General features: G+C 64.7%; 22 protein-coding genes and 1 riboswitch. Of the genes, 13 read left to right on the forward strand and 9 right to left on the reverse strand.

Annotated elements, in window-relative coordinates; translation table 11 throughout:
* Positions 1–57: 57 nt before the first annotated feature.
* From AC15MQ_RS08710 to AC15MQ_RS08720, 3 genes are all read right to left on the reverse strand, one after another.
* Positions 58–1,554, reverse strand: coding sequence for a sensor histidine kinase N-terminal domain-containing protein (locus AC15MQ_RS08710; protein WP_483079899.1), 1,497 nt, complete (start codon positions 1,552–1,554; stop codon positions 58–60).
* The gene (locus AC15MQ_RS08715; protein WP_483079900.1) at positions 1,523–2,203 is read right to left on the reverse strand and encodes a response regulator; all 681 of its coding nucleotides are present in this window, start codon (positions 2,201–2,203) and stop codon (positions 1,523–1,525) included. Before AC15MQ_RS08715 ends, AC15MQ_RS08710 begins: the two co-directional genes overlap by 32 nt.
* Before the next feature lie 236 nt (positions 2,204–2,439).
* Positions 2,440–3,603 carry a M20 aminoacylase family protein gene (locus AC15MQ_RS08720; RefSeq protein WP_483079901.1) on the reverse strand — a complete coding sequence of 388 codons (1,164 nt, stop codon included), beginning with the start codon at positions 3,601–3,603 and terminating at the stop codon, positions 2,440–2,442.
* Positions 3,604–3,686: 83 nt separating this feature from the next.
* On the opposite strand from AC15MQ_RS08720, the gene rapZ reads away from it, so the two are divergent.
* The 9 genes from rapZ (at position 3,687) to AC15MQ_RS08765 (ending at position 10,775) form a co-directional block, all read left to right on the forward strand.
* On the forward strand, positions 3,687–4,568 hold the full coding sequence (gene rapZ / locus AC15MQ_RS08725; RefSeq protein WP_287654690.1) for an RNase adapter RapZ: 882 nt from the start codon (positions 3,687–3,689) through the stop codon (positions 4,566–4,568).
* A complete protein-coding gene (locus tag AC15MQ_RS08730; RefSeq protein ID WP_287654709.1) occupies positions 4,568–4,942 on the forward strand; it encodes a NusG domain II-containing protein in 375 nt (124 codons plus the stop codon). Before rapZ ends, AC15MQ_RS08730 begins: the two co-directional genes overlap by 1 nt.
* Before the next feature lie 75 nt (positions 4,943–5,017).
* A riboswitch (S-adenosyl-L-homocysteine riboswitch) is annotated at positions 5,018–5,090 on the forward strand.
* Positions 5,091–5,195: 105 nt separating this feature from the next.
* Entirely contained in the window at positions 5,196–6,608 is a 1,413-nt protein-coding gene (gene ahcY / locus AC15MQ_RS08735; RefSeq protein ID WP_287654689.1) for an adenosylhomocysteinase, read from the forward strand.
* A 24-nt stretch (positions 6,609–6,632) separates the two neighbouring features.
* On the forward strand, positions 6,633–6,986 hold the full coding sequence (locus tag AC15MQ_RS08740; protein WP_287654687.1) for a phage holin family protein: 354 nt from the start codon (positions 6,633–6,635) through the stop codon (positions 6,984–6,986).
* 7 nt (positions 6,987–6,993) lie between these two features.
* Positions 6,994–7,833 carry a methylenetetrahydrofolate reductase [NAD(P)H] gene (gene metF, locus AC15MQ_RS08745; RefSeq protein ID WP_287654686.1) on the forward strand — a complete coding sequence of 280 codons (840 nt, stop codon included), beginning with the start codon at positions 6,994–6,996 and terminating at the stop codon, positions 7,831–7,833.
* Between the two features lie 125 nt (positions 7,834–7,958).
* Entirely contained in the window at positions 7,959–8,237 is a 279-nt protein-coding gene (locus tag AC15MQ_RS08750; RefSeq protein ID WP_287654685.1) for a DnaJ domain-containing protein, read from the forward strand.
* Positions 8,234–8,797: a hypothetical protein gene (locus tag AC15MQ_RS08755; RefSeq protein WP_483079902.1), complete on the forward strand. Its 564-nt coding sequence runs from the start codon at positions 8,234–8,236 to the stop codon at positions 8,795–8,797. Before AC15MQ_RS08750 ends, AC15MQ_RS08755 begins: the two co-directional genes overlap by 4 nt.
* Positions 8,797–9,522, forward strand: coding sequence for a hypothetical protein (locus AC15MQ_RS08760; RefSeq protein WP_287654683.1), 726 nt, complete (start codon positions 8,797–8,799; stop codon positions 9,520–9,522). The genes AC15MQ_RS08755 and AC15MQ_RS08760 overlap by 1 nt, the downstream gene beginning before the upstream one ends.
* A 53-nt stretch (positions 9,523–9,575) precedes the next feature.
* Complete coding sequence (locus tag AC15MQ_RS08765) at positions 9,576–10,775, forward strand: hypothetical protein (RefSeq protein WP_483079903.1); 1,200 nt, start codon at positions 9,576–9,578, stop codon at positions 10,773–10,775.
* 45 nt (positions 10,776–10,820) lie between these two features.
* Here the strand turns inward: AC15MQ_RS08765 and AC15MQ_RS08770 are convergent, their stop codons facing one another.
* Together AC15MQ_RS08770 and AC15MQ_RS08775 are read right to left on the reverse strand one after the other, a co-directional pair.
* Positions 10,821–12,071 (reverse strand): DUF1615 domain-containing protein, encoded by a 1,251-nt coding sequence (locus AC15MQ_RS08770; protein ID WP_483079904.1) that lies wholly within the window; start codon positions 12,069–12,071, stop codon positions 10,821–10,823.
* A gap of 2 nt (positions 12,072–12,073) precedes the next feature.
* Positions 12,074–13,870, reverse strand: coding sequence for a gamma-glutamyltransferase family protein (locus AC15MQ_RS08775; RefSeq protein ID WP_483079905.1), 1,797 nt, complete (start codon positions 13,868–13,870; stop codon positions 12,074–12,076).
* 265 nt (positions 13,871–14,135) lie between these two features.
* Between AC15MQ_RS08775 and AC15MQ_RS08780 the strand changes: the two genes are divergently transcribed.
* Both AC15MQ_RS08780 and AC15MQ_RS08785 read left to right on the forward strand, forming a co-directional pair.
* Entirely contained in the window at positions 14,136–14,387 is a 252-nt protein-coding gene (locus AC15MQ_RS08780; RefSeq protein ID WP_287654679.1) for a type II toxin-antitoxin system Phd/YefM family antitoxin, read from the forward strand.
* Positions 14,384–14,797: a type II toxin-antitoxin system VapC family toxin gene (locus AC15MQ_RS08785; RefSeq protein ID WP_287667938.1), complete on the forward strand. Its 414-nt coding sequence runs from the start codon at positions 14,384–14,386 to the stop codon at positions 14,795–14,797. The genes AC15MQ_RS08780 and AC15MQ_RS08785 overlap by 4 nt, the downstream gene beginning before the upstream one ends.
* A 114-nt stretch (positions 14,798–14,911) precedes the next feature.
* Here the strand turns inward: AC15MQ_RS08785 and AC15MQ_RS08790 are convergent, their stop codons facing one another.
* From AC15MQ_RS08790 to AC15MQ_RS08805, 4 genes are all read right to left on the reverse strand, one after another.
* On the reverse strand, positions 14,912–15,571 hold the full coding sequence (locus AC15MQ_RS08790) for an MT-A70 family methyltransferase (protein ID WP_483079906.1): 660 nt from the start codon (positions 15,569–15,571) through the stop codon (positions 14,912–14,914).
* A 165-nt stretch (positions 15,572–15,736) separates the two neighbouring features.
* Entirely contained in the window at positions 15,737–16,591 is an 855-nt protein-coding gene (locus tag AC15MQ_RS08795; RefSeq protein ID WP_483079907.1) for a formyltransferase family protein, read from the reverse strand.
* Complete coding sequence (locus tag AC15MQ_RS08800; RefSeq protein WP_287654675.1) at positions 16,582–17,613, reverse strand: ABC transporter substrate-binding protein; 1,032 nt, start codon at positions 17,611–17,613, stop codon at positions 16,582–16,584. Before AC15MQ_RS08800 ends, AC15MQ_RS08795 begins: the two co-directional genes overlap by 10 nt.
* Positions 17,610–19,970, reverse strand: coding sequence for an MFS transporter (locus AC15MQ_RS08805; RefSeq protein WP_483079908.1), 2,361 nt, complete (start codon positions 19,968–19,970; stop codon positions 17,610–17,612). Before AC15MQ_RS08805 ends, AC15MQ_RS08800 begins: the two co-directional genes overlap by 4 nt.
* 16 nt (positions 19,971–19,986) lie before the next feature.
* On the opposite strand from AC15MQ_RS08805, the gene AC15MQ_RS08810 reads away from it, so the two are divergent.
* Both AC15MQ_RS08810 and ppc read left to right on the forward strand, forming a co-directional pair.
* Positions 19,987–21,828, forward strand: coding sequence for an SUMF1/EgtB/PvdO family nonheme iron enzyme (locus tag AC15MQ_RS08810; RefSeq protein WP_483079909.1), 1,842 nt, complete (start codon positions 19,987–19,989; stop codon positions 21,826–21,828).
* Between the two features lie 29 nt (positions 21,829–21,857).
* Positions 21,858–24,647: a phosphoenolpyruvate carboxylase gene (gene ppc / locus AC15MQ_RS08815; RefSeq protein ID WP_483079910.1), complete on the forward strand. Its 2,790-nt coding sequence runs from the start codon at positions 21,858–21,860 to the stop codon at positions 24,645–24,647.
* Positions 24,648–24,670 lie beyond the last annotated feature (23 nt).

Genomic DNA, 24,670 nt, shown 5'->3' on the forward strand with positions numbered 1-24,670 from the left:
CAGCGGTTCCCGGTGCGCGAGCCCGCCGCTCCGGGAAAGTGGGCGAACGATCGGTCCTCAGGCAAATCCGCCGGTGCGGACGGGCTCGGCAATGGCTGCCGGTGGGGGCTGCAGGCGGTAAACCGGGAAGACGATCCTGGCGACACAACCCGGCGGTTCGTCCTCACGCACCTTGCGGGTATTGGGCCGCAGGCTGGCGGCGCCCTGATGGACTTCGGCAATTTCCCGAACGATGGCCAGTCCGAGACCACTGCCCTCGCTGTCCGTCCCCTCGACACGGTAAAAGCGGTCGAAAACCTTCTGTGACTCCTCGTCGGAAATCCCCGGTCCGCTGTCTTCGATTTCGAGCAGGGCGAAATCGCCTTGGGCAACCACCCGCGCGGTCACCCGGCCGCCAGCCGGCGTGTAGCGCAGGGCATTGTCGAGCAGGTTGTTGACCATCTCGCGCAGCAGAAAGGCGTTGCCCTGGATGAACACCGTGCCCGCAGGCTCGTAGCCCAGATCGATGCATTTTTCGAGGGCGTGAACCACCCAGCTTTCAACGACTTCACGCAGCAAGTGCTCGAGGTCGAGAGCCACCAGCGTCTGCTGCGAGTGCCCGCTGGCTTCGGCACGCGCGAGCGACAGCAACTGATCGACCAGATGCGACGCGCGATCGGCACCCATCAGGATTTGCCTGAGGGCATGCCGCAGTTCTGTCGGATCGGTCTCGCGCACGGCCAATTGCGCCTGCGTTTTCAGGCCGGTGAGCGGAGTTCGCATCTGATGTGCGGCATCGGCAATGAAACGCCGCTGGGCGGCGACATTGTGCTGCATTCTGGTCAGCATGGAATTGAACGCTTCGGTCAGCGGCCGTAATTCTTCCGGAACGCGGCGTAGGGCGATTGGTGACAGGTCGCCTTCGCGGCGGGCTTCGATGCGGTCACGCAGACGGGTCAGAGGACGCAAGCCCTGCGACAAACCGAACCAGACCAGCACCACCGCCAGCGGAATGATCACAAACTGCGGCAGAATGACGCTGGCGATGATCTTGTTCGCCAGTTGGGAGCGTTTCTCCGTCGTTTCCCCGACTTCAATCAGTACCCCGAGGTCGGCCGGCGCACTCGCGTCGAAAAGATACAGATAGGCAATGCGCAGGGCCTGCCCACGGTATTCGTCATCGCGGAAATGGACCTCGCTGTGCTCGCGGTTCAGAAATGCCTCGGGCTTTCGCGGTACCGGCAGTTCCGGGTCGCCCGCGATCAGCTGGCCGCCGTGGTCCAGGAGGTGAAAATAGACGTTGTCGATCTCATCCGATCGCAGAAAGCTCTGTGCCAGGCCGGGCAGCGCGAGTTGCGCGCGCCCATCGACAAAACTGATCTGGCGTGATATTGCCGCCACGTGTTCGCGCAAGGACTGGTCGTAGGGAAAGCTCGCCACACTGTTGGCGAAATAGTGCGTAAAGGCAATGCTGATCGGCCACACAAAGAGCAGCGGTGCCAGCATCCAGTCCAGAATCTCGCCGAACAGCGAGCGCTGGAGGTCAGGATTTTCTCTCTTCCGCAGGTTTCTCAAGATAGTAGCCGAGCCCGCGCACGGTGATGATGTTCACTCCTGTCGATTCGAGCTTCTTCCGCAGGCGGTGGACGTAAACCTCGATCGCGTTGTGGCTGACTTCCTCACCCCAGCCGCAGAGGTGATCAACCAACTGGTCCTTGCTGACCAGCCGTTTCGCCCGTGACAGGAAGATTTCGAGCAGCCCCAGCTCGCGTGCCGAGAGATCGAGCATTTCGCCATTTACCAGCGCACAACGGTCGGTCTGATCGAAAGCCAGCGAACCGCACTGAATCATTCGCGAGGTGCCGGAGGAGCGGCGGCTCAGTGCGCGTACGCGCGCTTCGAGTTCGGCCAGTTCAAAGGGTTTGGCCATGTAATCGTCGGCGCCGAGGTCGAGTCCCTTGACGCGATCGTCGATGCCGTCGAGCGCGGTCAGGATCAATACCGGCGTGCCTGACTGGCGCGCCCGCAGGCGCCGCAGCACGTCCAGTCCCGGTAGTCTCGGCAGGCCAAGATCGAGAATCAGCAGATCGTAGGTGTTGGTCAGCAGTGCCGTATCTGCGTCTATGCCGTTGTAGGTACAGTCGATCGCGTAGCCCCCCTGGCGCAACGAGCGGCAAAGGCCATCGGCGATGATGCGGTCGTCTTCAGCGAGGAGAATACGCATGACCCGCGATTCCCGATCTGGTGCGCGTAAGTTCTTTGTAAGTCCACGCCTTTAAGCTACACATGCTGTTCTCCTTTTTATGGTCTGGGGAGTTCCGGCTTCGGCCGAAACTCGGGGAGCGCCTGAATACTGCACCGGGCGCTCCCCGCCATTTTTTGGACCTGTGGCGTCGGGGCCTGGTCGTGGCCGAAGCACGGCACCCCATTGACCCCTCCCCGAGTGTAACAAAAAATGCCTTACAGCACGGCGCTCACCAGGCGGACCCAGTAATTCACTCCCAGCGGCAGGATTTCGTCGTTGAAGTCGTAATGTGGATTGTGCAGGGTGCAGCCTCCCGTGCCCGGACCATTGCCCAGCCAGACATAACAACCGGGTTTCTCGCGCAGCATGTAAGCGAAGTCTTCGGCGCCCATCGACGGCAGTTCGTTGGTGCGCACCTTGTCCGGACCGAGCAAGGCCGTCGCCACCTGCCGGCAGACCTCGCTTTGTGCGACGCTGTTGACCGTCGGCGGATAGCGGTGATCGAAGCGCACCGAGATTTGCGCTCCGAAAGCGCTGGCGATTCCAGTGCACAGCCGCTCGACGGCGCGCTCGACAAGTTCCTGTGTTTCGGCGTTGAAGCTGCGGATGGTACCGCGCAGAACGGCATCGTCGGGAATGATGTTCCACGCCTCGCCGGCGTGGATCTGGGTGACGCTGACGACCGCCGATTCGCAAGGGTGCAGGTTGCGGGCGACGACGGTCTGCAGGGCCAGTACCAGCTGGCTGCTGACCACCAGCGTGTCGACCCCCTGATGCGGCATCGCCGCGTGGCAACCGTGGCCGCGGACCGAAACCTCGAAGGTGCAGGTGCCGGCCATGACCGGCCCTGGCCGCACCGCCATTTCGCCCACCGGAATTCCGGGCCAGTTGTGCAGTCCGAACACCGCCTCCATTGGAAACCTGTCGAAGAGACCGTCGGCGATCATTACGGCGGCGCCTCCCTCGGACTCCTCGGCGGGTTGGAAGATGAAGTAAACCGTGCCGTCGAAATCCAGGTCATCGCGGTGTTCGGCGAGGTAGCGCGCGGCACCGAGCAGGATCGTGGTGTGCCCATCATGCCCGCAGGCGTGCATTCTGCCGGGGTCTCTCGAGCGGTGCGGGAAATCGTTCTTCTCCTGCAAAGGCAGCGCATCCATGTCCGCACGCAGGCCAATCGCACGTGTGCCGCTCCCCTTGCGCAGAACGCCGATGACACCGGTGCCGGCCAGGCCGCAATGGACTTCCAGTCCATAACGCGTCAACTCGCGAGCCACCAGTTCGGCGGTCCTCAGCTCATTGAATGCGAGTTCGGGGTGCGCGTGGATGTCGCGCCGGATTGCCGCGAGTTCATCGAGAAAAGGGATGTTCAGATGTGTCATAAGACCGGCCTGTCAACGGTAGGCTGCAAGTTTATTCCAGAGTGACTTGCCCGGGGAGCCGGGCTTCCGTTATCCTTGAGGTCATGCATCTCGTTCTCATCAGCGGCCTGTCCGGTTCCGGCAAATCGATCGCCCTCAAGGTGCTTGAGGATGCCAACTATTATTGCGTCGACAACTTGCCCTCGCAGTTGTTGCAGCAGCTTGTCGGCCAGCTTGACCTGCAGGGCTACGACAAGGTGGGCGTGGTGATCGACATCCGCGGTGGCGACAGCGTCGCCATGCTGCCGTTACAGCTCGACGCTCTGCGTGCCAACGAACTCGATCTGCAGTTCCTGTTTCTCGATGCGCAGGATGCCACCCTGATCAAGCGCTATTCCGAAACGCGACGCCGACATCCGTTGGCCAGCGACCGCTTGACATTGACCGAAGCGATTGCCGAAGAACGCATCCGGCTTGGCGAGTTGGGTGCCCTCGGTCACCACATCGATACCAGTGGTGTCAAGGCCAGCGCACTACGCGAGTGGGTCCGTCAGTTCGTGACCAGGGAGGTCACCGACGATCCTTCGCAGGGCCTGACCCTGTTGTTCGAGTCCTTCGGGTTCAAGAACGGCATTCCGCTCGACGCCGACCTGGTTTTTGACGTTCGTTGTCTGCCCAATCCACACTACGATCCAAATCTGCGGCCGCTCACCGGTCGCGATGCTCCGGTGATTGATTTCCTCGAGGCCGAACCCGAAGTCCTGCGCATGCGTAGTGACATCGCCGGCTTCATTCGCTCCTGGTTGCCTTGCTATGTCCAGGACAGCCGCAACTACCTGACGGTGGGTATTGGCTGCACCGGTGGTCAGCATCGCTCGGTCTACCTCGCCGAGTGGCTGGGCCGCGAGTTTCGTGGTTGCGCGCGCGTGCTGGTTCGTCACCGTGAGTCGCGCCCGCTCCTGATGGCCACCAACGGCACCCAGTGATACCCTGGATCGGGCTGCTCAAGCCCGGTGACTGGCTGGTGATGTTGCTGGGTCTCGCGGTTTGCGGCGTGTCGTTTCCATTGGCGTGGCAGGCCGGCGTCGCCGAGAAGGCAATCGTCCGCCGCGGCGGCGAAGTCTTTTCTGAACTCGATCTGGCGCGCAACCGAAGGCTGGACGTTCCCGGTCCGCTGGGCATTACCACGGTCGTCGTCGAGCGGGGTCGGGCTCGCGTCGCCTCGGACCCCGGTCCCCGCCAGTATTGCGTACGCCAGGGGTGGTTGGCGCGCCCCGGCGAGATTGCGATTTGTGCGCCCAACCAGGTCAGTGTCGAGATCCGGGGGCGCAAGCCGACTTACGATTCGCTGTCTTACTGAACGAATTCCGACTTCTGCGCCGGTGAGTGCATTTCGTCACAGTCTGGACGGCAGAAGCCGGGTTATAATCCGTCCTAATCCGAGGAGCGCTGCAGGGCTGTCGTCCGACAGTTTCAGGCTCGGATTTCTCGAACGGCGCTCATCCAACCAACCCGTGCCGGGCATGGGAAGATGGGTGGGCGTAGGCGGAGGTTCTTCCGCCAGCAGGCACCCGCACTTCCTCTCCCGGTCACAGTTCTCAAGGAGCCTTACTGTGTCGGATGCTGTTACCCAAACTCAAGACTACGTGATTGCCGACCTCGGTCTCGCCGACTGGGGCCGCAAGGAAATTCGTATCGCCGAAACCGAAATGCCGGGCCTGATGGCGATTCGCGAGGAATTCGCTGCCGCCAAACCGCTGCAGGGCGCGCGCATCACCGGTTCGCTGCACATGACCATCCAGACCGCGGTGCTGATCGAGACCCTGACCGCTCTCGGTGCCGAGGTGCGCTGGGCCTCGTGCAACATCTTCTCGACGCAGGATCACGCCGCCGCCGCCATCGCCGCCGCCGGCGTGGCGGTCTTTGCCGTCAAGGGCGAGTCGCTGCAGGACTATTGGGACTACACCCACCGCATTTTCGAATGGCCGGATGGCGGTTACAGCAACATGATCCTCGACGATGGCGGCGACGCGACGCTGCTGCTGCATCTCGGTGCGCGTGCCGAGAGTGATGCTTCGGTGCTGGCCAGCCCGACTTCCGAGGAAGAGACGATCCTGTTCGCGGCGATCAAGGCCAAGCTGGCCAGCGACCCGGGCTGGTACTCGCTGCGCCTGGCGGCGGTCAAGGGGGTGACCGAGGAAACCACCACCGGTGTCCACCGCCTGTACCAGATGCACGCCAAGGGCGAACTCAAGTTTCCGGCGATCAACGTCAATGACTCGGTCACCAAGTCGAAATTCGACAACCTCTACGGCTGCCGCGAGTCCCTGGTGGATGGCGTCAAGCGCGCCACCGACGTGATGATTGCCGGCAAGGTCGCCTTGATCGCCGGCTATGGCGACGTCGGCAAGGGCTCTGCGCAGGCCATGCGCGCCTTGTCGGCGCAAGTGTGGGTCACCGAAATCGATCCGATCTGTGCGCTGCAGGCGGCCATGGAAGGTTACCGCGTGGTGACCATGGACTACGCCGCCGACAAGGCCGACATCTTCGTCACCTGCACCGGCAACTACCACGTCATTACGCATGCGCACATGCAGAAGATGAAGGACCAGGCGATCGTCTGCAACATCGGCCACTTCGACAACGAAATCGACGTTGCCTCGGTCGAGGTCTACCCCTGGGAAGAGATCAAGCCGCAGGTCGACCATGTCATCTTCCCGGATGGCAAGCGCATCATCCTGCTGGCCAAGGGTCGGCTGGTCAACCTCGGTTGCGGTACCGGCCATCCGTCCTACGTGATGAGTTCGTCGTTCGCAAACCAGACGATCGCCCAGATCGAGCTGTTCACGCGCAATGCCGACTACCCGATCGGCGTCTATACGCTGCCCAAACACCTCGACGAGAAGGTCGCCCGCCTGCAACTCAAGAAACTCAATGCGCAGCTTTCCGAACTGACCGATCAGCAGGCGGCGTACATCGGTGTCGCCAAGGAAGGCCCCTACAAGTCCGACCACTATCGCTACTGATACTCACCTCGACAGGGGACCGCCGTGCGACTGATCCTGCTCTGGTTGCTCAACGCCCTCGCGCTGCTTGCCGTCGCCTACCTGCTGCCATCGATACAGGTGGCGTCTTTCGGGTCGGCGATGGTCGCAGCCCTGGTGCTCGGGTTGGTGAACACCGTCTTGCGCCCCCTGTTGCTCCTGCTGACGCTTCCGGTCACGCTGTTGACGCTGGGGCTCTTTCTCTTCGTCCTGAATGGCCTGATGTTCTGGCTGGCGGGTTCGCTGCTGGAAGGCTTCGTCGTCGGCGGTTTCTGGCCGGGAGTGTTCGGCGCCATCCTCTACAGTATTTTCTCGTCGCTGCTTTCGTCGCTCCTGCCGACGGGAAAACGTACGTCATAGTCTCGTCATGACCCCTGACCTTCGTACCTTCAGTCTTGAACTCTTCCCGCCGCAAACGCCCGAGGGTGCGGAGAAGCTGCGCGCCGCGCGCGCGCGCATGGCGCTGCTCAAACCCAGCTTCTTCTCCGTCACTTTTGGTGCCGGTGGTTCGACGCGCGACCGCACCCTCGATACCGTGCTCGAAATCCAGAGCGAAGGCCACGCCGCGGCGCCCCACCTGTCGTGCATCGGTTCGACGCGCGAGAGCATTCGCAGCATCCTGGACCAGTACCGGGCGCACGGTATCCGGCAGCTCGTGGCGCTGCGCGGCGACCTGCCGTCGGGGATGGCCCGACCCGGTGCGTTTCGCTACGCCAACGAACTCGTTGAATTCATCCGTGCAGAAACCGGCGACTGGTTCCACATCGAAGTCGCCGCGTACCCGGAGTATCACCCGCAGGCCAAGAGTCCGCGCGAAGACCTCCTGGCCTTCAAGCGCAAGCTCGATGCAGGCGCCAATTCGGCGATCACCCAGTATTTCTACAACTTCGATGCCTACGCGAACTTCGTCGACGAATCCCGGGCGATCGGCATCGACGTCCCGATCGTTCCCGGCATCATGCCGATTTCCAGCTACAGCAGTCTGGCGCGCTTTTCCGACAACTGCGGCGCCGAGATTCCGCGCTGGATCCGGCGCCGGCTCGAAAGCTACGGTGACGATACGGCATCGATCCAGGCCTTCGGCCTGGATGTCGTCACGCACCTCTGCGAACAACTGCTGGCCAGTGGGGTGCCCGGCCTGCACTTCTACACCCTCAATCAGGTGCTGCTGACCAGCACCCTGTGGCAGCGCCTGGGGCTTGCCTGATCGGCAACGGTACACAAGCGCCGCGTGCGGCAGGCTGCCGTCGAGCGGCCCTGCCCGCATGCGGGCGCGCCGAGGCTGCTAGAATGGGCCATCGGGCGGCACGCCCACCGACTTGTTGAGGGTGCATGAAGGACCATTACGCCATTCTGGGTATCGCCAGCGACGCGTCAGGCGACGAGGTCAGGTCGGCCTATCGCAGGAAGGCCTTGCAGTTTCACCCGGACCGGAACACGGCACCGGAAGCGACGGACAAATTCCGCGATGTCCAGGAAGCCTACGAAACGCTTTCGGACGTCGCGCGACGCTACGCCTATGATGAGAATCGACGCCGCAATCTGCTCGAGAAGCCGCTCGAAACGGCGCGGGAGATCTGGAAGAACTATCTTGAAGGGGTATTGCCGTGAGACTCTCGTCATTTTTTGAAGAACTGAAATCCGCCTATGAGGCAGAACTCGACGACCTGACGACCGATTCGGCGGGACACGATGTCCTGGCGAAACGGCTGCAGGCAAAGCGGGGCCAGGTGTCCCAGTTGCTGCCGATGATCGAGTGCAACCCGGAGATGGTCGCCGTCGCCTTCCACGGCGGGATGCGCTTCGACAGTCCGGAAGTGATGCGCGACCTCGCCGCACAGGAGCCGGAAGACCTGCCCACCTGGTCGGAACTGCAGGCGTCGGTACACCTGGAACCGTGGGCCGAAACCCTGGCCAACATTGTCCTCAAGGACCCGAATGGCGAGCAGTTCCTGGTCGTGACCGCGTGCCTGGAGTACCTGCTCGGCCGTTCGGCGATCCCTTCGGAGTCCGGCGATGGACCCTCGCAGGGCAGCAAGGGTGACGGCTGCGGCGATGATGACGATGGGCGCGCGGAGTCCGACGACGATGTCGACCTCGAAGAGGCCGGTGCCGACTGGCTTTCCGAGCAGGGCTTCGATCGCAGGGATCGCTTCTCCGGAGACCACTGATGAGCCATCCGGTACTCGCCAAAGCAGCGAATCTGATTCGCGTCGGCGACATCGTCGGCGCCGAAGCCGCCCTGGTCGCTCTGGTCGAAAGCGAAGGCGACGAGGCCCTGGTGGTGGCGCTCGACGACTTCCCTGCCAAGGACCTGCTGGCGGTTCTTCGTGACTTCGATGCGTCGCGGGAGTCGGTGGTCAACCTCCTGGTGTCACCCGAGCAGTTTGCCCGCGCCATCGTCCTCGAAAGGCGCTACGGCGATGCCGGTCACGAGCGCCTGCACGGCATGATCAACTCGGTGCTTTTCCGGGTTGGCAGCGATCCCGCGGAGTTCATCGAAGCCATCGGCGAACTGGAAGGGGGTTGCGAGGTGCTGGCCGATTACTTCTGCGAGCGCGTCGAAAACATCGAGTATTTCTTCCGGAACGGGACCTTCGATTTCTTTGGCGAAACCGACGAATCGGCTGCCGAAATGAGCGATGACGAACGTCTCGATGCGCTCTCCGATGCCGATGCCGATCGTCCGTTCCTGAGCCATAGCGAGGTCGACGATCATGACTGGATGGAACTGGCGTGGATGCTGCGTTACCAGCACCCGGAGATCTTCCGGGACGTGCTGCTGATCCTGAGGGCGCGGGCCAGGGCGGCGGAATCCGCGGAGAACGGCACCGCGACCCCTGGCTTCGCAGCTGCGGCTTCGCTGGCTGAGCCGGATGAAGAGTCGGCGCTGTAGTTCGGCCGCCCACGCCTGGACCGATAGCAGCCCGGAAACGGATGTCCCAGCCCATGCCGCCCAGCAGCCAGCAGGTTGCGCTACTTGACGATCGACCGTTTTTCGAAAGAGCGCTCGTTTACGGCGTGCGCAACGGAATCGTCACCCAGCAGAAACTCGCCGACATCCTCAACGACGCGCCGAAGGGGATGGTGCAGATTGCCGAGTTCTTCGGCACCCAGTACCTGCGACCGAATATCGAGGAGGCACGTGCGCGCATCGTCAATCTGGTCAGTCTGTTCCTCGAAGAGAGCAGTGGCGGCGATCTCGCCAGAGCGGCGCGATCGCTGCGCGACCAGACCTTCCTCTCGCATTCACGGGGCGGCTCCGAAATGCTCAAGCGGCTGTGGGCGATGCCCGAGGACGGTTCCTACGGCGTCCTCGCCAGGCAATCCCAGAAGCAGTTTCTCGAAGACTGGTCCTTGCGGACCCTGGCCGAATACCGCCAGGCACTTGCCCAACGGCAGACCCACCAACTGGCGATTGCCGCCGGACTGTGGTTTGCCGAGAACCTCGGCATGGCCGCCGCGGACGTGTCGACCGTCGCCGTCGAATCGGTGATCCGAACCGCCATGCTCGTCTATCTGAGCGCGACCACGCCCGCCGCCGTGCCCAACGCCGCCGGCCTGATCGCCATTTTCGACGCGATCAGGAAGAAAGGGGTTCCCGCCAAAGGGCGAAAACGGTTGCAGGAGATCTTCAAGGTCGTGCCCGAGCCGTACCGGGCGGTTGCCAGACGCGAATTGCAACGGGTCGAGGCCGAGGACCTGCCGAAGGTGCTCGACGCTTCACAGCCGATGAACCAGTTGATCCGTGACCTGGAGCCACTGTACTTTCTGCGTGATTTCGGTCCGGAGGACGCCAGCCTGTTCGATGCGGCGGTGTCGGAGGACTGGCAAAGGATTACCGGCGGCAAGACGGACGACAATTCCCTGTTGACGATTTTTCTCTGTCTGGCAGCCGACATCGCACCCAAACCTGCATTGTCCAGAGCCGCAGCACGCGCTCTGGTCCGCAAGCTGCGCGCCGACGGTTTCAGGAAGCAGCCGGTGCTCGCCTTCATCCGGGCCGCCGCGCCCTACGAGATGCAGGATGACCTGGCCGCACTGTGGAGGGAGTTCGCTGCGGAGGCCGAGGCCGTTCTCCTCGATGCCGCCGACACGACCTGCCGCGACGCCCTTGATTTCCTCCGGGACAACTGCATCGTCGTCTAGGGGCATCGTGAGCCAGGTCGGGATGCGGCGGGCAGTCGATCCGCTTCAGGCCTCGGCCGGTCTCCTGGCCAGGCAGGTACGGTAACGCTCTTCGACGCGGCGGGCAAACCACTCGGTGGTCAGTTGGCGGGTGATCTTTGGACTTTTCAGGTCGATCTGCGGCAGGCGATCGCGTGGCCGCGGCGCGCCGCTGGTCGCCTCGGCCAGGGCGTAGAGGCGCTGGTAGAGCACGCTGTGCTCGAAGGCCGGAGACTTTTCGAGTTTGAGATCGCGCAGGATCTCGGCTTCATTGAGGCGCAGGCGTGCGCGCAGCAGGAAGATCGCCCGTTGGGTTTCGCTGCTGCCGTCTGTCGGAACGCCGTCCTGATAACGCAGCAGGTCGCCGTCGAGCGCCAACGTCTGACCGCTGAGGCGGCTGACGGCGTCCTGGAACGCCGCGTTGCGGCTGCTGTAGCGGCCGGCGTTGAAGTCGGCAAAGCGGTAGAGCATCTGGCTGTAGGAGCCTGGGTAGTCGAGCAGCATGGCCATTCCGAAATAGACGCCGCCGCGACGTGTGAACACCTCGTTGCGCACGCTGTCGCGGCGCACGTAGGGGTAAGGGCGCTGGCGAATCTGTTCCTCGGCAAAGGCGATGCTCACCTGCATCGGGCCGCCGGTACGGATCGGGTTATAGCCGCCGAAAAGGGTCTTGCCGCCCGGCAACTCCGAGAGCATGTCGTCGTAGAGCGCGTTCATCTGTCTTTCGGTCTGCAAGGCGTCGATGCGCGCCCGGTAAGTGCGTCCGTCCGGGGAGGACTTGCGCAGGGCAAGGTCCAGGACCAGCCTGGGGATGCTGTACTTTTCACGTCGCCGCTCGATTTCCTGCCAGGCGATGCGCGACAGCCCGGCAACCGGCGGGTCCGCGACGAAGCTCGACTCCTGTTCGATGACTGCGATCGCGGCACAGAGGTTTTCCGGCAGCGCCGGGATCTGCAGGGCGGTGAGCGCCGCCAGAATGTCCGTCGTCCAGCCGGCACGGTCGCCGATGTTTGCCGGCAGCAGACGGTTGAGCAAGGCACGGCCATCACGTTCGTGCGGGGAGGCTGGCGGGACGGGCGACGGACGCGGCAGCGCTGTCGGTGGCGCTGTCGGTGGCGCCGTGGGCGGTGGTGTTGCGCGCACCGGCGGCGGCGAGACTGCCGGCGATCGGGGTTCGTATTGGCCGTCGGTGGCACAGCCGCCGAGGCCGGCGGCGAGCAGACAGGCGAGCATCAGGTGCCGCGGGAAAGGGTGCCCGGTTGTGGCTGCGGTGGTCACTTTCACTCGCCCATCACCCGTCCCTCACGCCGCGGATCGGCGCCACCGGCGTAGCCGCCGGCATCTTTCAGTATGGCTTGCAGGCCGCTGTTCATCGGGATTTCCCTGACTGCATGGCCACGCGCCTGGAGTGCCGCGATGAACGACGCGGCGAAGCGCTTTTCCTCAAGCAGAATCGGGCCGTTCAACGAACCGAAATTGGGCAGGTCGATCGCCTGCTGCGTTCCCAGACCCCAGTACGCAGTCGCATAGAGCAGCTTGGCCGTATAGTGAATGATCAGCGCGCCGCCTGGCGAGCCGCCGCTCATCACCAACTCGCCGGTCTGGGCGTCGAAGACCAGCGTCGGACTCATCGACGAGCGCGGGCGTTTGCCGGGCTCGACGCGATTGGCGATCGGCGTGCCACGTCCATCGCGGGCGATGAAGGAAAAATCGCTGAGTTCGTTGTTGAGCAGAAAACCTCTGACCATCTGGCGGGCACCGAAGGCGTCCTCGATGGTCGTGGTCAGCGCCAGCGCGTTGCCGTAGCCGTCGACGACGCTGAGGTGCGAGGTGCCGTGCTCGGCCTGCTCCGGCATCGGTGCCTGGCTCCTGACCTGTGCCGATGGCGTTCCCGGACTGGCCAGACGCATGCTCCGAGGGCCAATCAGCCGCGCACGCTCGGCCAGGTAGGCGGGGCTGATCAGCGCCTGCCATTCGCCGCCCGGCGCGGCGACGAAATCCGGATCGGCGACATACTGGGCACGGTCGGCGAAAGCCAGGCGTGACGCTTCGCCGTAATAGTGCATCCACAGCGGGTCTGAAAACGCCAGTGCAGGCGCCTCGGTGTGGTCGAGGATACCGAGAATTTGCGCAATGGCGATGGCCCCGGAAGCCGGCGGTGGAAAACCGCAGATCACGTAACTTCGCGGCGGCGCGACTGCCCTGGGCGTGTGCCGGCTGCAGATCGGAGAACGCCGCCTCGGCTGGTAGGCGGCCATGTCGGCGAGGCTCAGTGTGCCGGGGTTGTCGGGATGCCCCTGCACCTTGTCGACCACCGCCTGCGCGATCTCGCCAGCATGCAGCGCCCGCGATCCGTCGCCGGCGATCCTGCGCAGGACGTCGGCAAGTTCGGGGTTGCGCAGCGTGCTGCCGATGGCTGGCGGTTGTCCGTCCTGACCGTAGAAATAGGCGGCGGCCTGCGGATCCTTGTGGAGGTGTGGATCGGCCTGGAGCAGGGTGTGCAGGCGCTGGCCGACCGCGAAGCCGTCCTCGGCCAGCCGGATAGCCGGCTCGAAGAGGCTCGCCCAGGGCAGCTTGCCGTACTCGGCGTGCGCCATTTCGAGCATGCGCACGGTACCCGGCACGCCGACTGCGCGCCCACCGACGACGGCTTCGTGAAAATGCATCGGCTGACCGTCGGGCTTGATGAACAGCGTTTCGCTGACCGCCGCCGGCGCCGTCTCGCGGCCGTCGAAGGCCACCGTCGCACGCCCGTCGTAGTGCAGCAGCAAGGCGCCGCCGCCGATGCCGCTGGACTGGGGTTCGACCAGGGTCAACACCATCTGCGCGGCGACCGCCGCGTCCACCGCCGCGCCGCCGGCCTGGAGCATCGCCAGTCCGGCGGCGCTGGCCAGTGGATGCGCGCTGGCGATGGCGAACTTCCGACCCTTCCAGCCGAGCTGCGTGCTGACGCCCGAGGGGCCTTCCGGCTGCCGCATGTCGGCAGTACCGGCGTCGATCACCGGCGTCGTCGGCGGCGCACTGATGCAGCCGCTGACCAGCACGGCGGTAATGACAGCGAAGCAGGGGAATCTCATGGCGACCCGGCGAAAGAAACACGTTGACTTTGTCTCATCCAGGCCGCGTTGTCGTCAACAGGAAAGGCTCCGGAGTAAACACTCCTGGGTTCATTGACCGATGCCAGTCGGTGCCTTGCCTTTCCAGGTATATCAGCGCACGCTTATGAACTTGCCCATAAGCCTGCCATCTCGATCCAGCTGGTGAAAGCCAATCCGGAAGACAGTACAGTACGCTGCCTGCGTTAAAATATAGTCTGTCTGGTCAGAACTCGGTGGGGTCAATATGCACGCATGGCAAATGCAGGAGGCCAAGGCTCGCCTTTCGGAGGTGGTCAAACTGGCCGAGAGCGAAGGACCACAAGACATTACGGTGCACGGGCGGTCGGTGGCTGTCGTTGTTTCACGGGCGACCTTCGAGCGTCTGTCGGGCAGCGGACAATCTCTGGTCGAATTCATCCGCAGATCGCCGCTGTATGGCCTCGAAGAACTCGACCTCGAACGTGACCGGAGCGTCACGCGGGAGTTGACGCTTTGAGTTACCTGCTCGATACCAACGTTATCTCGGAATTACGCCGCAAGACGGCCAATGCGGGCGTTGTCGAATGGTGCTCCGGTCGTCCGGCCGCGACCTTGTTCCTCAGTGTGTTGACCCTGGGCGAGCTACGCAAGGGCGTCCAAGGCGTGGCGGCCGGCGATCGGCGGACCACCCTGCTGGACTGGCTGGAGGTGGAACTGCCAATCTTCTTCAGCGGCCGCATTCTGCCGGTCGACAGCCATGTGGCAGACCGCTGGGGACGCTTGATGGCCGCCGCAGGCCGCCCGATTCCCGCCATCGACAGCCTGATCGGAGCAACGGCCGCGCAGCATGGCCTCCGTCTTGTCACTCGCAACGTGCGGGACTTTGCGGACCTTGGAGTGGAGGTCATCAATCCCTGGACCGAGTGATGTAGTCCAAGTCTCCGACGGCCAGTTCCTCGACGAGAGTCCGTCGCTTGCGGGCGTTGAAATGGACCCGCAAGTCGAGTTGCCGCGACAGTAATTGCCAGGGTCAGGCCATGATCAGCCCTTCGCCAGCACGCTGGCGTCGGTTTCCGCCTGCGAGTGGTTGCCGTACGTCGGCCAGTCCGGGAAATACGCGTCGGCCTGGTTGCCCCAGGTGGTCCAGCCATCGCGCGCGCCACGGGCGAACAATTCGAGGTAGGGACCCGGCGAGCAGGACTCGATCAGAGCGTAGGCTTCGTCGGGCTTGCGCGAATGCTCCCGCTTGCGGCTCTTGATGATATTCACCTGGCGGCGGCCGGGCGCCAGCGTGCGGGCGTGCTTGCCCCTGACGCCGAACAGGATCAGTTCGGTGGTGTTGCGGAAATAGAAGCCGACGCCGCGCCCGTCCGGGCCGCCGTCCTTGCGGATCTTGTGCCAGACGATGTTGCTCTTGTAGGCGAAGCCCCAGGCGGCGAGGACGCGCAGACCTTCCGGCAGGAGGGCGTTCGGCACCCACAGGTAGAGATGCGCCGTGTCCTCGGCTATGGCCGCCACCGGCAGGGCAAGAATGTCGCCGAGCGTCAAGGTGGCGTAGCGGTTCAGGCGCTTGTGCTCGGGCGCCATCTTGCCGGTGCGGTTCTGGAACTGCCACGGCGGGTCGGCGAGCACGGTGGCGAACTTCCGGTCGCCGATCCGTTGCAGCAGGTCGCTCGCCGCTTCTGGAAAAGGTTCAGTCATCTTGGTCAATCTTCAAAGTCAAGGGACTGGCTGGTGCCGAACCCGTGGTTCGGGTAGCTACCCCCCCCACCGCCTGCCAGGCGCGGCAACAGTTTGTCGTCCCATTCCAGGGGGAACATGGAAATCCTGGCAAGAATAGCGCAGGCGTGCTTCCATGCGTGGATTTCAGGGTTCCGGCTGGGCAAGGGGCCGTTCAAGGTTCGCCATGGCCTTGCCGTTCGGCATGAAGCGGGCGAGCACCGCGTCGTAGCCCTGAGGTGTCCAGAAGCGGTGGCCGGCGACGAGGAACTGGCGCACTTCGGCGGCGTCGGGGGTGGTGCGATAGCGGCGCCGGCTTTTGTCCTGGGCGACCGTCGGCACATCGGCAGCGCGCTCCAGGCGGTCGAGCAGATCCAGCAGTGGGTCGATCGCCAGCGGATACAGTGCCGTGATCTGGCTGAGCAGCCCGAGATCCTGGTCGTAGGGCAGGTGCTGCAGGTCAATGATGGGCCCGCTGTCGATGCCGGCATCGATGAAGTGCAGGCAGCACGCCAGTTGCCGATTGCCCTCGGCGACCGTGCGCATCGGTGCGAACAGGCCGGCATGGACGGGCAGTTCGCCCGGGTGGACGTTCACGGCGCCGAAGCGGGCTGCGGCGATCGCGGCCGGCCCGAAGAGGTGGCTGAAGCGTGCGGAAACGATCAGGTCCGGAGCGAAGCTCAGGAGTCCGGAGAGGACGACGGGGGTGTTGATGTCGGCGACCAGCTCGCAACGCACGCCGTGGCGCTCTTCAAGGCCGGCGAAGCTTGCCCATGCGCCGGTCGCTGTAGTCGGCAGTCGGTCGAGCAGCGGGAACAGCCGTTGCAGGGGCAGTCCGCGTTCGAGGTAGGCCAACTCCGCCAGCTCGGGGACGCCGAGTTCGGCCGGCCGGGCCTTGTCCGAAAGCAGGACCCGCACGCGGTGCTGCGCCAGCCGCGGCAACAGCCGGTTGAGAAAAACGCAGCCGTGCAGGTCGCGTTTGACGCAGACGATCAGTCGCATCGGTTTCCTTTCCTGTCGCGACATTCCGGGCGACCGACGATCTCCGCGATGTCGAGCAGCGGTAACGGCGGGTAGCGACCCAGACGATGGGCGACGCGCAGATTGATCAGGTAAGAGAACTGCCGCGGCAACTCGACCGGCAGCTCGCCGGGCCGTGCGCCGTCCTGCAGGATGCGCAGCGCGAGGCGGGCGGTGAATCGGCCGATCTGGTCGTAGCGATTGAGTACCCCGAACAGCGCATCGGCCTGGGTCACCGGCGCCTCGGCGGCGGCGAAGACCGGCATGCGATGTGCCAGAGCCTCGCCGGTCACGAGCCGGCGCTGACTGTTGAGAAAACTGTCAGGGGAAAAATAGAGCAGATCGACGCCGGCTGCCGCCAGCGCCGCGATGCGTCCAGGAATGTCGCTGGCCACCGGCTGGCCGTTGCCGCCGACGGGCAGCGTCTCGACGACCATGTCGAAGCCGAAACGCGAGGCCTGCGCGCGCAGGTCCTGCAGGCTGATCAGCGAATTGGCTTCGGCCGGGTTGTACAGGAAACCCAGCTTGCGGAACTCCATATACGCCCGCGCCGCCTGCAACTGCTCGGCGACCGGCAGCAGATACAGCGTCCCTGCCAGATTGCGTCCCGACCCAGCGAGAGTCGGTACCAGGCGACTGCGCAGCGGATCGGTGACGGCCATGAAGACCACCGGGATGTCGGTGACGTGGCGCGCGCGGTCGACTGCATCCCACTGACCGACGACTTCGAGGGCGACGGTCGTTCCCCAGGCGACGATCAGGTCGGGCCGCAGGCGCCTGGCTTCGGCAACGAAGCCGGCAATTCGCCGCGGTTCCTGCTCGGCGTCGCGCAGCGTGAAGCGGGCGCGCACCCCCTGCCGCCGGAAGTGGTCCTGGAATCCCCGGCACGATTCCTCACAGCCGCGGAAGAGCAACATCAACACCTCGTACGAGCGCGGTTCCGCCGCTGCGCCGCAGGCACCACAGGCGCCGCAGAGCAGCAGCATCCACAGGCCGCGGCTCACTGGACCCTCGCTCTGCGAATGAACACGCAGAGCATGGTCCCGGCGAGCACCGTCGCACCGATCGCCAGCATCGCCCCGCGGCAACCCGCGGCAGCCAACCAGACCCCAGCCCACAGCGGACCGACGACGCTGCCCAGCCGCTCGCTGCTGCGCAGCACGACGGCGACCGATGTGGCGCCGGCGTCGGCGCCGATTTCGCTGGCCAGCGCCTGCGTCGGTGCGGCAGCCAGGCCGGTACCGATGCCCAGGGCAGTGATACCGGCCCAGAGCGCTTCCTCGACGCCGAGTCCGCCGGGCATTGCCAGCAGTCCGCCGAGGCTGGTCACCAGGCCGCCGATCAGCGTCAGCGACAGGCGCAGGCTGTAGCGGTCCGACAGCCGGGATGCGATCGGATTGACCGCGGCGACGAGCACGAAATAGAGCATCACCGCCCGGCCGATCGCGGCCGGGTCATACGCGAGTTGATGCAGCGCGAGCGGCACCAGGTAGAACAGGAAGCCGGCCAGCGCGATCTTCGCCGGGATTGCACTCCCGAGCACCAGCAAGGCAAAGCGGCGGTTGCCGAAAAGCCTGCCGATCTCCGCCAGCCCGAGAAGCGGTCCGGCCGCGCGCGTGCCTGTCGTCCAGCCCGGCGTACCGTGGAAGACGCCGAGTGCCAGCACGGTCAGCAAGGCGGCAAGGGCAAACACCGGGCGAAATCCGAACTGATCGGCCAGCACGCCGCCGAGTGCCGAACCACAAATCGCCGCAATGCCGACCACGCCGACGAACAGCGCCAGGGCGCGCGCCCTTTCGGCCGGCCGAGTGAGCGAGATCAACTGCCGTTGACAGGCCATGGTCCCGGCAGCGTAGCCGCAGGCGCAGAGCGCGCGCGCCGGCAGCAACTGCCAGTAGGTGGTGGCCAGCGCCGTCCACGCGAAACCGACCAGCGCCAGGCCGACGCCGGCGGAGAACACGCGGGCGACACCCTGGCGGTCGGCCCAGCGGCCGGCGAATGGTGTCGCCAGGGCAAAGCAGAGCATGTAAAGGGTGATCGGCAGGCCGATGGCCGCTTCCTCGCCAAGCCAGCCGTTGCCGGTAGCGAACGATTGCACGTACAGAGGCAGGAAGGCACGCGAAACTTCCTCGCTGAGGATGAAGAGAAACAGCGGCAGGCGTGCCGACTGCAGCACGTTCAGTACCGACGTGCCGTCGGCGCGCGGCAGCGCGCCGAGCAGTGCGGCCAGCAGTTCCCGGAACAGCAGAGCCGCGACGACCAGCACGATGCCCACGTCGACGGCCAGTTCCCACAGCCGGTGGGCGACAAAGCGCTCGTCGGTCGCGGCGGCGACGCGCGCATCGCCGGCCGCGCGCTCGATCCAGCCGCTGCGCGCCGTGCCGTGTTCGGCCAGCACGCGGCCGCTTGCGTCGCGCAGGCGCAGCGCCGCCACTTCCGGATGGCGGGCGATGATCGCGGCGAAGTAGTCGCCGAGTGCAGGCAACTGGTCGAGCGGGATACCCAGGGCGGCCGCGTGTTCGAGCTTGCTCGCCAGCAACCGGGTGACACCCTGTACCTTGGCCGTCAGCGCTGGTCGCAGGCGCTCGGCAAACAGCGCATCGGCCTGCAGGGCGACGACGGCACTCGCGGCCAGTGTGCTGCTCAGCGCGAGCAACAGGATTCGCCACCGCAGGGCGGCGTCGCCGCCACGGCTCCGCAGCCAGGCCAGAACGACCAGGGTGACCACCGTCGTCGCGCCGATCGCCGCGCCGACCCGTGACCACAGGGCGGCGGTCACGGCCTCGCCGGCGGCGGCCAGCGGCACCGCGTCGGCGCTTACGCGCAGGCCGCCGACGGCAAATCCGCTCATGTCGCGCACGGCGACCGCGATCTGCGGCCCGGCGTCGGACTGGGCATGCGTGAATCCCTGTGCCGACGAAAGCCGCTGCCAGACGTCGGCGGGCAGCATCCTGCCGACCCGCGTGCGGTCGTCGGCGAAGACGATGCGGGCGGAGGGTGCCTCGGCGCACAGCACATCGATGGCCGCGATGGCCGGCTCGGCGTCCTTCAGTTGCTCGACCATCGCTTGCAGCCGCAATATCTCGTCGGGTCGCAGGCCGCTCGTCACCCCGGTGCGCAGGGCGGCTGCCAGTTCGCTCGCCTGGATCTCGATGCGCGACAGCGTCAACTCGTCGAGCAGACGGTGGTGCTTGTTGAGCAGCATGCACGCCAGCAGCAGTAGCGCCAGGCATTGCGCAGCGACGAGGTAGAACGCCAGCCGTCGCCAGGCAACGTGCGGCTGGCGGGCGACGGCGGAATCTGCTGGGGTAGGGACGGCGGCCACTGGGCGGATACGGCGTGATGTCGCGGGCTGTTTCATAATACCATCCGTTTCCATGGATACCCTGCCAGCCCTGCGTCTATTCGTTGTCGTGTTGGTCAGTCTGCTGCTTGCCGCGGCGATGCCGCTGCATGCCGAGGAGAAGCGCGTCGCCCTGGTGGTCGGCAATTCGGCGTACCGCGCATCGCCGCTGCGCAACCCCGGCAACGATGCGCGTGCGATTGCCGCCAAGCTCGAAAAGCTCGGCTTCGAGGTCATCGTCCGCGAAGACCTGCGCACCCGCCAGATCGCGCCGATGCTGCGCGAGTTTCGCAGCCACCTGCAGCCGGGGAGTGTGGCGCTATTCTTCTATGCCGGTCACGGCATGCAACTGAAAGGCGTGAATTACCTGCCGACCATCGACGCCGAGATCGCCGGCGAAGAAGACTTGCCGCTGCACAGCCTCAGCGTCGGTCAGGTCCTGGAAATCATGGAGGAGAGCAAGACACAGCTCAACCTGATCTTCCTCGACGCCTGCCGCAACAACCCGTTTACGCGCCGCTTCCGTTCTGGCGGTGGCGGTCTGGCACGCGTCGAAGCCCCTTCCGGCACCCTGATCTCCTTCGCCACCCGGCCGGGAAGCGTTGCCGCCGACGGCGACGACGAGCACGGGCTTTATACACAGCACCTGCTGAGCCAGATGGAAGTGCCGCACCAGCCGATAGAACAGACGCTCAAACGGGTGGTTGGCGGTGTCAAGAAGGATTCCGACGGCCAGCAGGAGCCCTGGATGGAAGGCAGCCTGGAGGGCGATTTCTACTTCGTCGGCGGGCCGTTGCCGCTCGCGGCTTCGCCGAATGCCGGCGCGCCGGCGCTCGGCGAAGCTGCGACCTTCGAGCTGAGCTTCTGGGACAGCATTCGCGCCAGCAAGAACCCTGACGACTTGCGTGCCTACCTGGAAAAATACCCCCTTGGCCAGTTCGCGTCTCTGGCCGAGGCGCGCCTGCGCCGCCTGTTGTTGCCGCCAGGGCACGAGAGCGGCGGGCTTGAACGCGACGGCGGCAACAGCAAGGTCTTCCGGGATTGCCCGCAGTGTCCCGAGATGGTGGTGATTCCGGCCGGCGCCTTCCAGATGGGCGCTCCGAGCCGGGAAGCAGGCAGTGGCGACGCCGAAAGGCCGCGCCACCTGGTGACCCTCCAGCACCCGCTGGCCGTCAGCCGCCATGAAGTGACGCGCGGCCAGTACGCGGCTTTTGTCAAGGACAGCGGCTACCGCGGCGAAGGTTCGTGTTACATCTGGATCGGGCCGGAGTGGGTCAATCAGCCGGGGCGCAGTTGGCGTGACCCCGACTTCAGCCAGACCGACGAGCATCCCGCAGTCTGCGTCAGCTGGCTGGACGCCAGGGCCTATCTCGCCTGGCTGGCACGGAAGACCGGCAAGCCCTACCGGCTGCTCTCGGAATCCGAATGGGAATATGCCGCGCGCGCAGGCACACGCACTTCGCGCTTCTGGGGTGACGATCCCGGCCTGGCCTGCGACCATGCCAACGTGCATGATGCCGACACCCAGCAGAGTCGCCAATTCGAATGGGAAGCCCACGACTGTCATGATGGTTACGTCGAAACGGCACCGGTCGGCCGCTTCAAGCCCAATGCCTTCGGCCTTCACGACCTGCTCGGGAACGTCTGGGAGTGGGTCGAGGACTGCCAGACCGTGAACTACATCGGCGCACCGAGCGATGGTCGCGCGCGCATCACCGACGATTGTCCCCGCCGCATCTATCGCGGCGGCGGCTGGAGCGGCCCGGCTTCGGTGCGCGCCGCGACGCGCAACGGCAATTCGCCCAGCTATCGCAGCCAGTTGCTCGGTTTCCGGGTGGCGCTGCCGATTGCCGATGCCGAGCAGGGGCGGCCGTAGTCTGTTACCAACTCATCTACTGGACCGATATGCCCGCTACCGACAAGGATCTCCCGCTGCGAGACGACATCCGCCTGCTCGGCCGCCTGCTCGGCGACACCGTTCGCGATCAGGAAGGCCACGACGTTTTTGCCGTCGTCGAGCACATCCGCCAGGCCTCGGTGCATTTGAGCCAAAGCCCGGACAGCGAACTCGATCCGGCAACGCGCGCCGAACTCGAAGCCATTCTCAACAATCTGCCGCGCGATTCGATGCTCTCGGTCATTCGGGCCTTCAGCTATTTCCTGCATCTGGCGAACATCGCCGAGGATCAGCACCATATCCGCCGCCGCCGCGCGCACGACCTCGCCGGTTCGGTACCGCGTGCAGGCAGCCTGACGTACGCGCTCGACCGCGTACAGGAAGCGGGGGTGTCGGTCGGGAAGATTCGCGATTTCTTCGATGTGGCGCTGGTCTCGCCGGTGCTCACCGCGCATCCGACCGAAGTTTCCCGCAAGTGCATCCTGAAGTGTCAGCACGAGATAGCGGGCCTGCTCGACCAGCGTGACCGCATGCGGCTCACGCCTGAAGAACAGGAGGAGAACGACGTCACGTTACGCCGCGCGGTACTCAGGCTTTGGCGCACGCGCATGTTGCGTCCGACCCGGCTGGCCGTGGTCGATGAAATCAAGAACGGCATCAGCTATTTTGACGACACCTTCTTCGCCGAACTGCCGCGCCTCTACGGCCAGTTGCAGGACCTCCTGTTGAAACGCTTCCCCGGCGAGGACTGGCAACTGCCGCCATTCTTCCGTGTCGGCAGCTGGATTGGCGGCGACCGCGACGGAAACCCCTTCGTCACCGCCGACATCCTGAAAACCACGCTACGCTTGCAATCGACGGCTGTGCTCGATTTCTATCTCGGGGAGATCCACGCGCTCGGCGCCGAATTGCCGCTCTCGCAGTTGCTGCTCCAGGTATCGCCGGCACTGGCGGCCCTTGCCGAGAGTTCTCCCGATCATTCGCCGCACCGTGCCGACGAGCCTTATCGTCGTGCGCTGACCGGCATCTATGCTCGCCTGTCGGCCACCGCAAGATCGCTCGATCAGCATGAGGCCCTGCGTCACGCGGTCGGCGAGGGGCAGCCTTACGCAAACTCTGCCGGGCTGCAGCGCGACCTCGAAGTGCTTGTCGACTCGCTGGTTGAGCACGGTTCGGCACTCATCGCCGCCGGCCGCCTGCGTCGTCTGGTGCGTGCCGTGCAGATATTCGGCTTCCATCTGGCACCGCTCGATCTGCGACAGAACTCCGAAGTGCATGAGCGGACGGTCGCCGAACTGCTCGCCCGCGCCGGGCGCATCGACAGCCTGCCGGCCTATGCGGCACTCGACGAAGATCGGCGTGTCGCCTTGCTCTGCGAGGAAATCGTCAGCCCGCGCCCACTCTACTCGCCGCATCTGGAGTACTCCGACGAAACGAACGGTGAACTGGCGATCTTCTTCGCTGCGCGCGAACTGCGCGCCCGCTACGGCAACGCCGCCCTGCCCAATGTCATCATCTCGAAGACCGATGGCGCCTCCGACCTGCTCGAAGTGGCATTGCTGCTCAAGGAAGCGGGCTTGCTGAAGCCCCCGGCAGACGCTAACGCGCCGGAGCTGACGATCAATATCATCCCGCTATTTGAAACGATCAGCGACCTGCGCAACAGCCCGGTAGTCATGCGGCGTCTCTTCGCCCTGCCCGCCTATCGCGCGCTGGTCGCCTCGCGTGCCAACGAGCATGAAGTCATGCTCGGCTACTCGGACAGCAACAAGGATGGCGGCTTCCTCACTTCCGGCTGGGAGTTGTACAAGGCGGAGGTTGAACTGGCGTGCGTTTTCGCGGCTGCCGGTGTGCGTCTGCGACTGTTTCACGGGCGCGGCGGGTCGGTTGGCCGCGGTGGCGGCCCGAGCTACCTGGCGATCCTGGCACAGCCGGCCGGCATCGTCTCCGGCCAGATCCGTATCACCGAGCAAGGCGAAGTCATTTCGTCGAAGTATGCAAATCCCGAAGTGGGTCGCCGTAACCTCGAAATTCTGGCTGCGGCAGCACTCGAAGCGACGCTCCTCGATCTCGAAAACGAAACCGAGCCGCAGGCTTACCGGGCCGTGCTCGAACAACTTTCCGAACGGGCTTTCCGGGCCTACCGCGAGCTGGTTTATGAGACTGAAGGCTTCAATCGCTATTTCCGCGAATCAACGCCGATCGCCGAAATAGCGGGCCTGAACATCGGTAGCCGCCCCACCGCGCGCAAGGCCTCCGGGCGCATCGAGGACCTGCGCGCCATTCCCTGGGTTTTCAGTTGGGCACAGTGCCGGTTGATGCTCCCCGGCTGGTACGGTTTTGGCTCGGCTGTTGAGGCCTGGCTCAAGGACAATCCGGATGGCCTGGAGATGCTGCGACGCATGCTCGGCAGTTGGCCATTCTTCCGGACCCTGCTTTCCAACATGGACATGGTGATGTCCAAGGCAGACCTGGCGATCGCTTCGCGTTACGCTGATCTGGTGAGCGACGCAAGCTTGCGTAACGAGATCTTCGGTCGCCTGCGTGCTGAATTCGAGCGCACGCGTCATTATCTGCTGGCGATCGAACAGCAGGACGAACTGCTTGCCGACAATCCCCTGTTACGCCGCTCGATCCGCAATCGTTTCCCCTATATGGATCCACTCAACCACCTGCAGGTTGAACTGCTGCGCCGCCATCGCGCCGGCGATGCAACGGAGACGGTCGACGAACGCGTGCGGCGCGGGATTCATCTATCGATCAATGGCATTGCTGCCGGCCTGCGCAACAGCGGCTGAACATGGACATGTGATCCGCAAGC

The organism is Candidatus Accumulibacter propinquus (genome assembly GCF_056856495.1).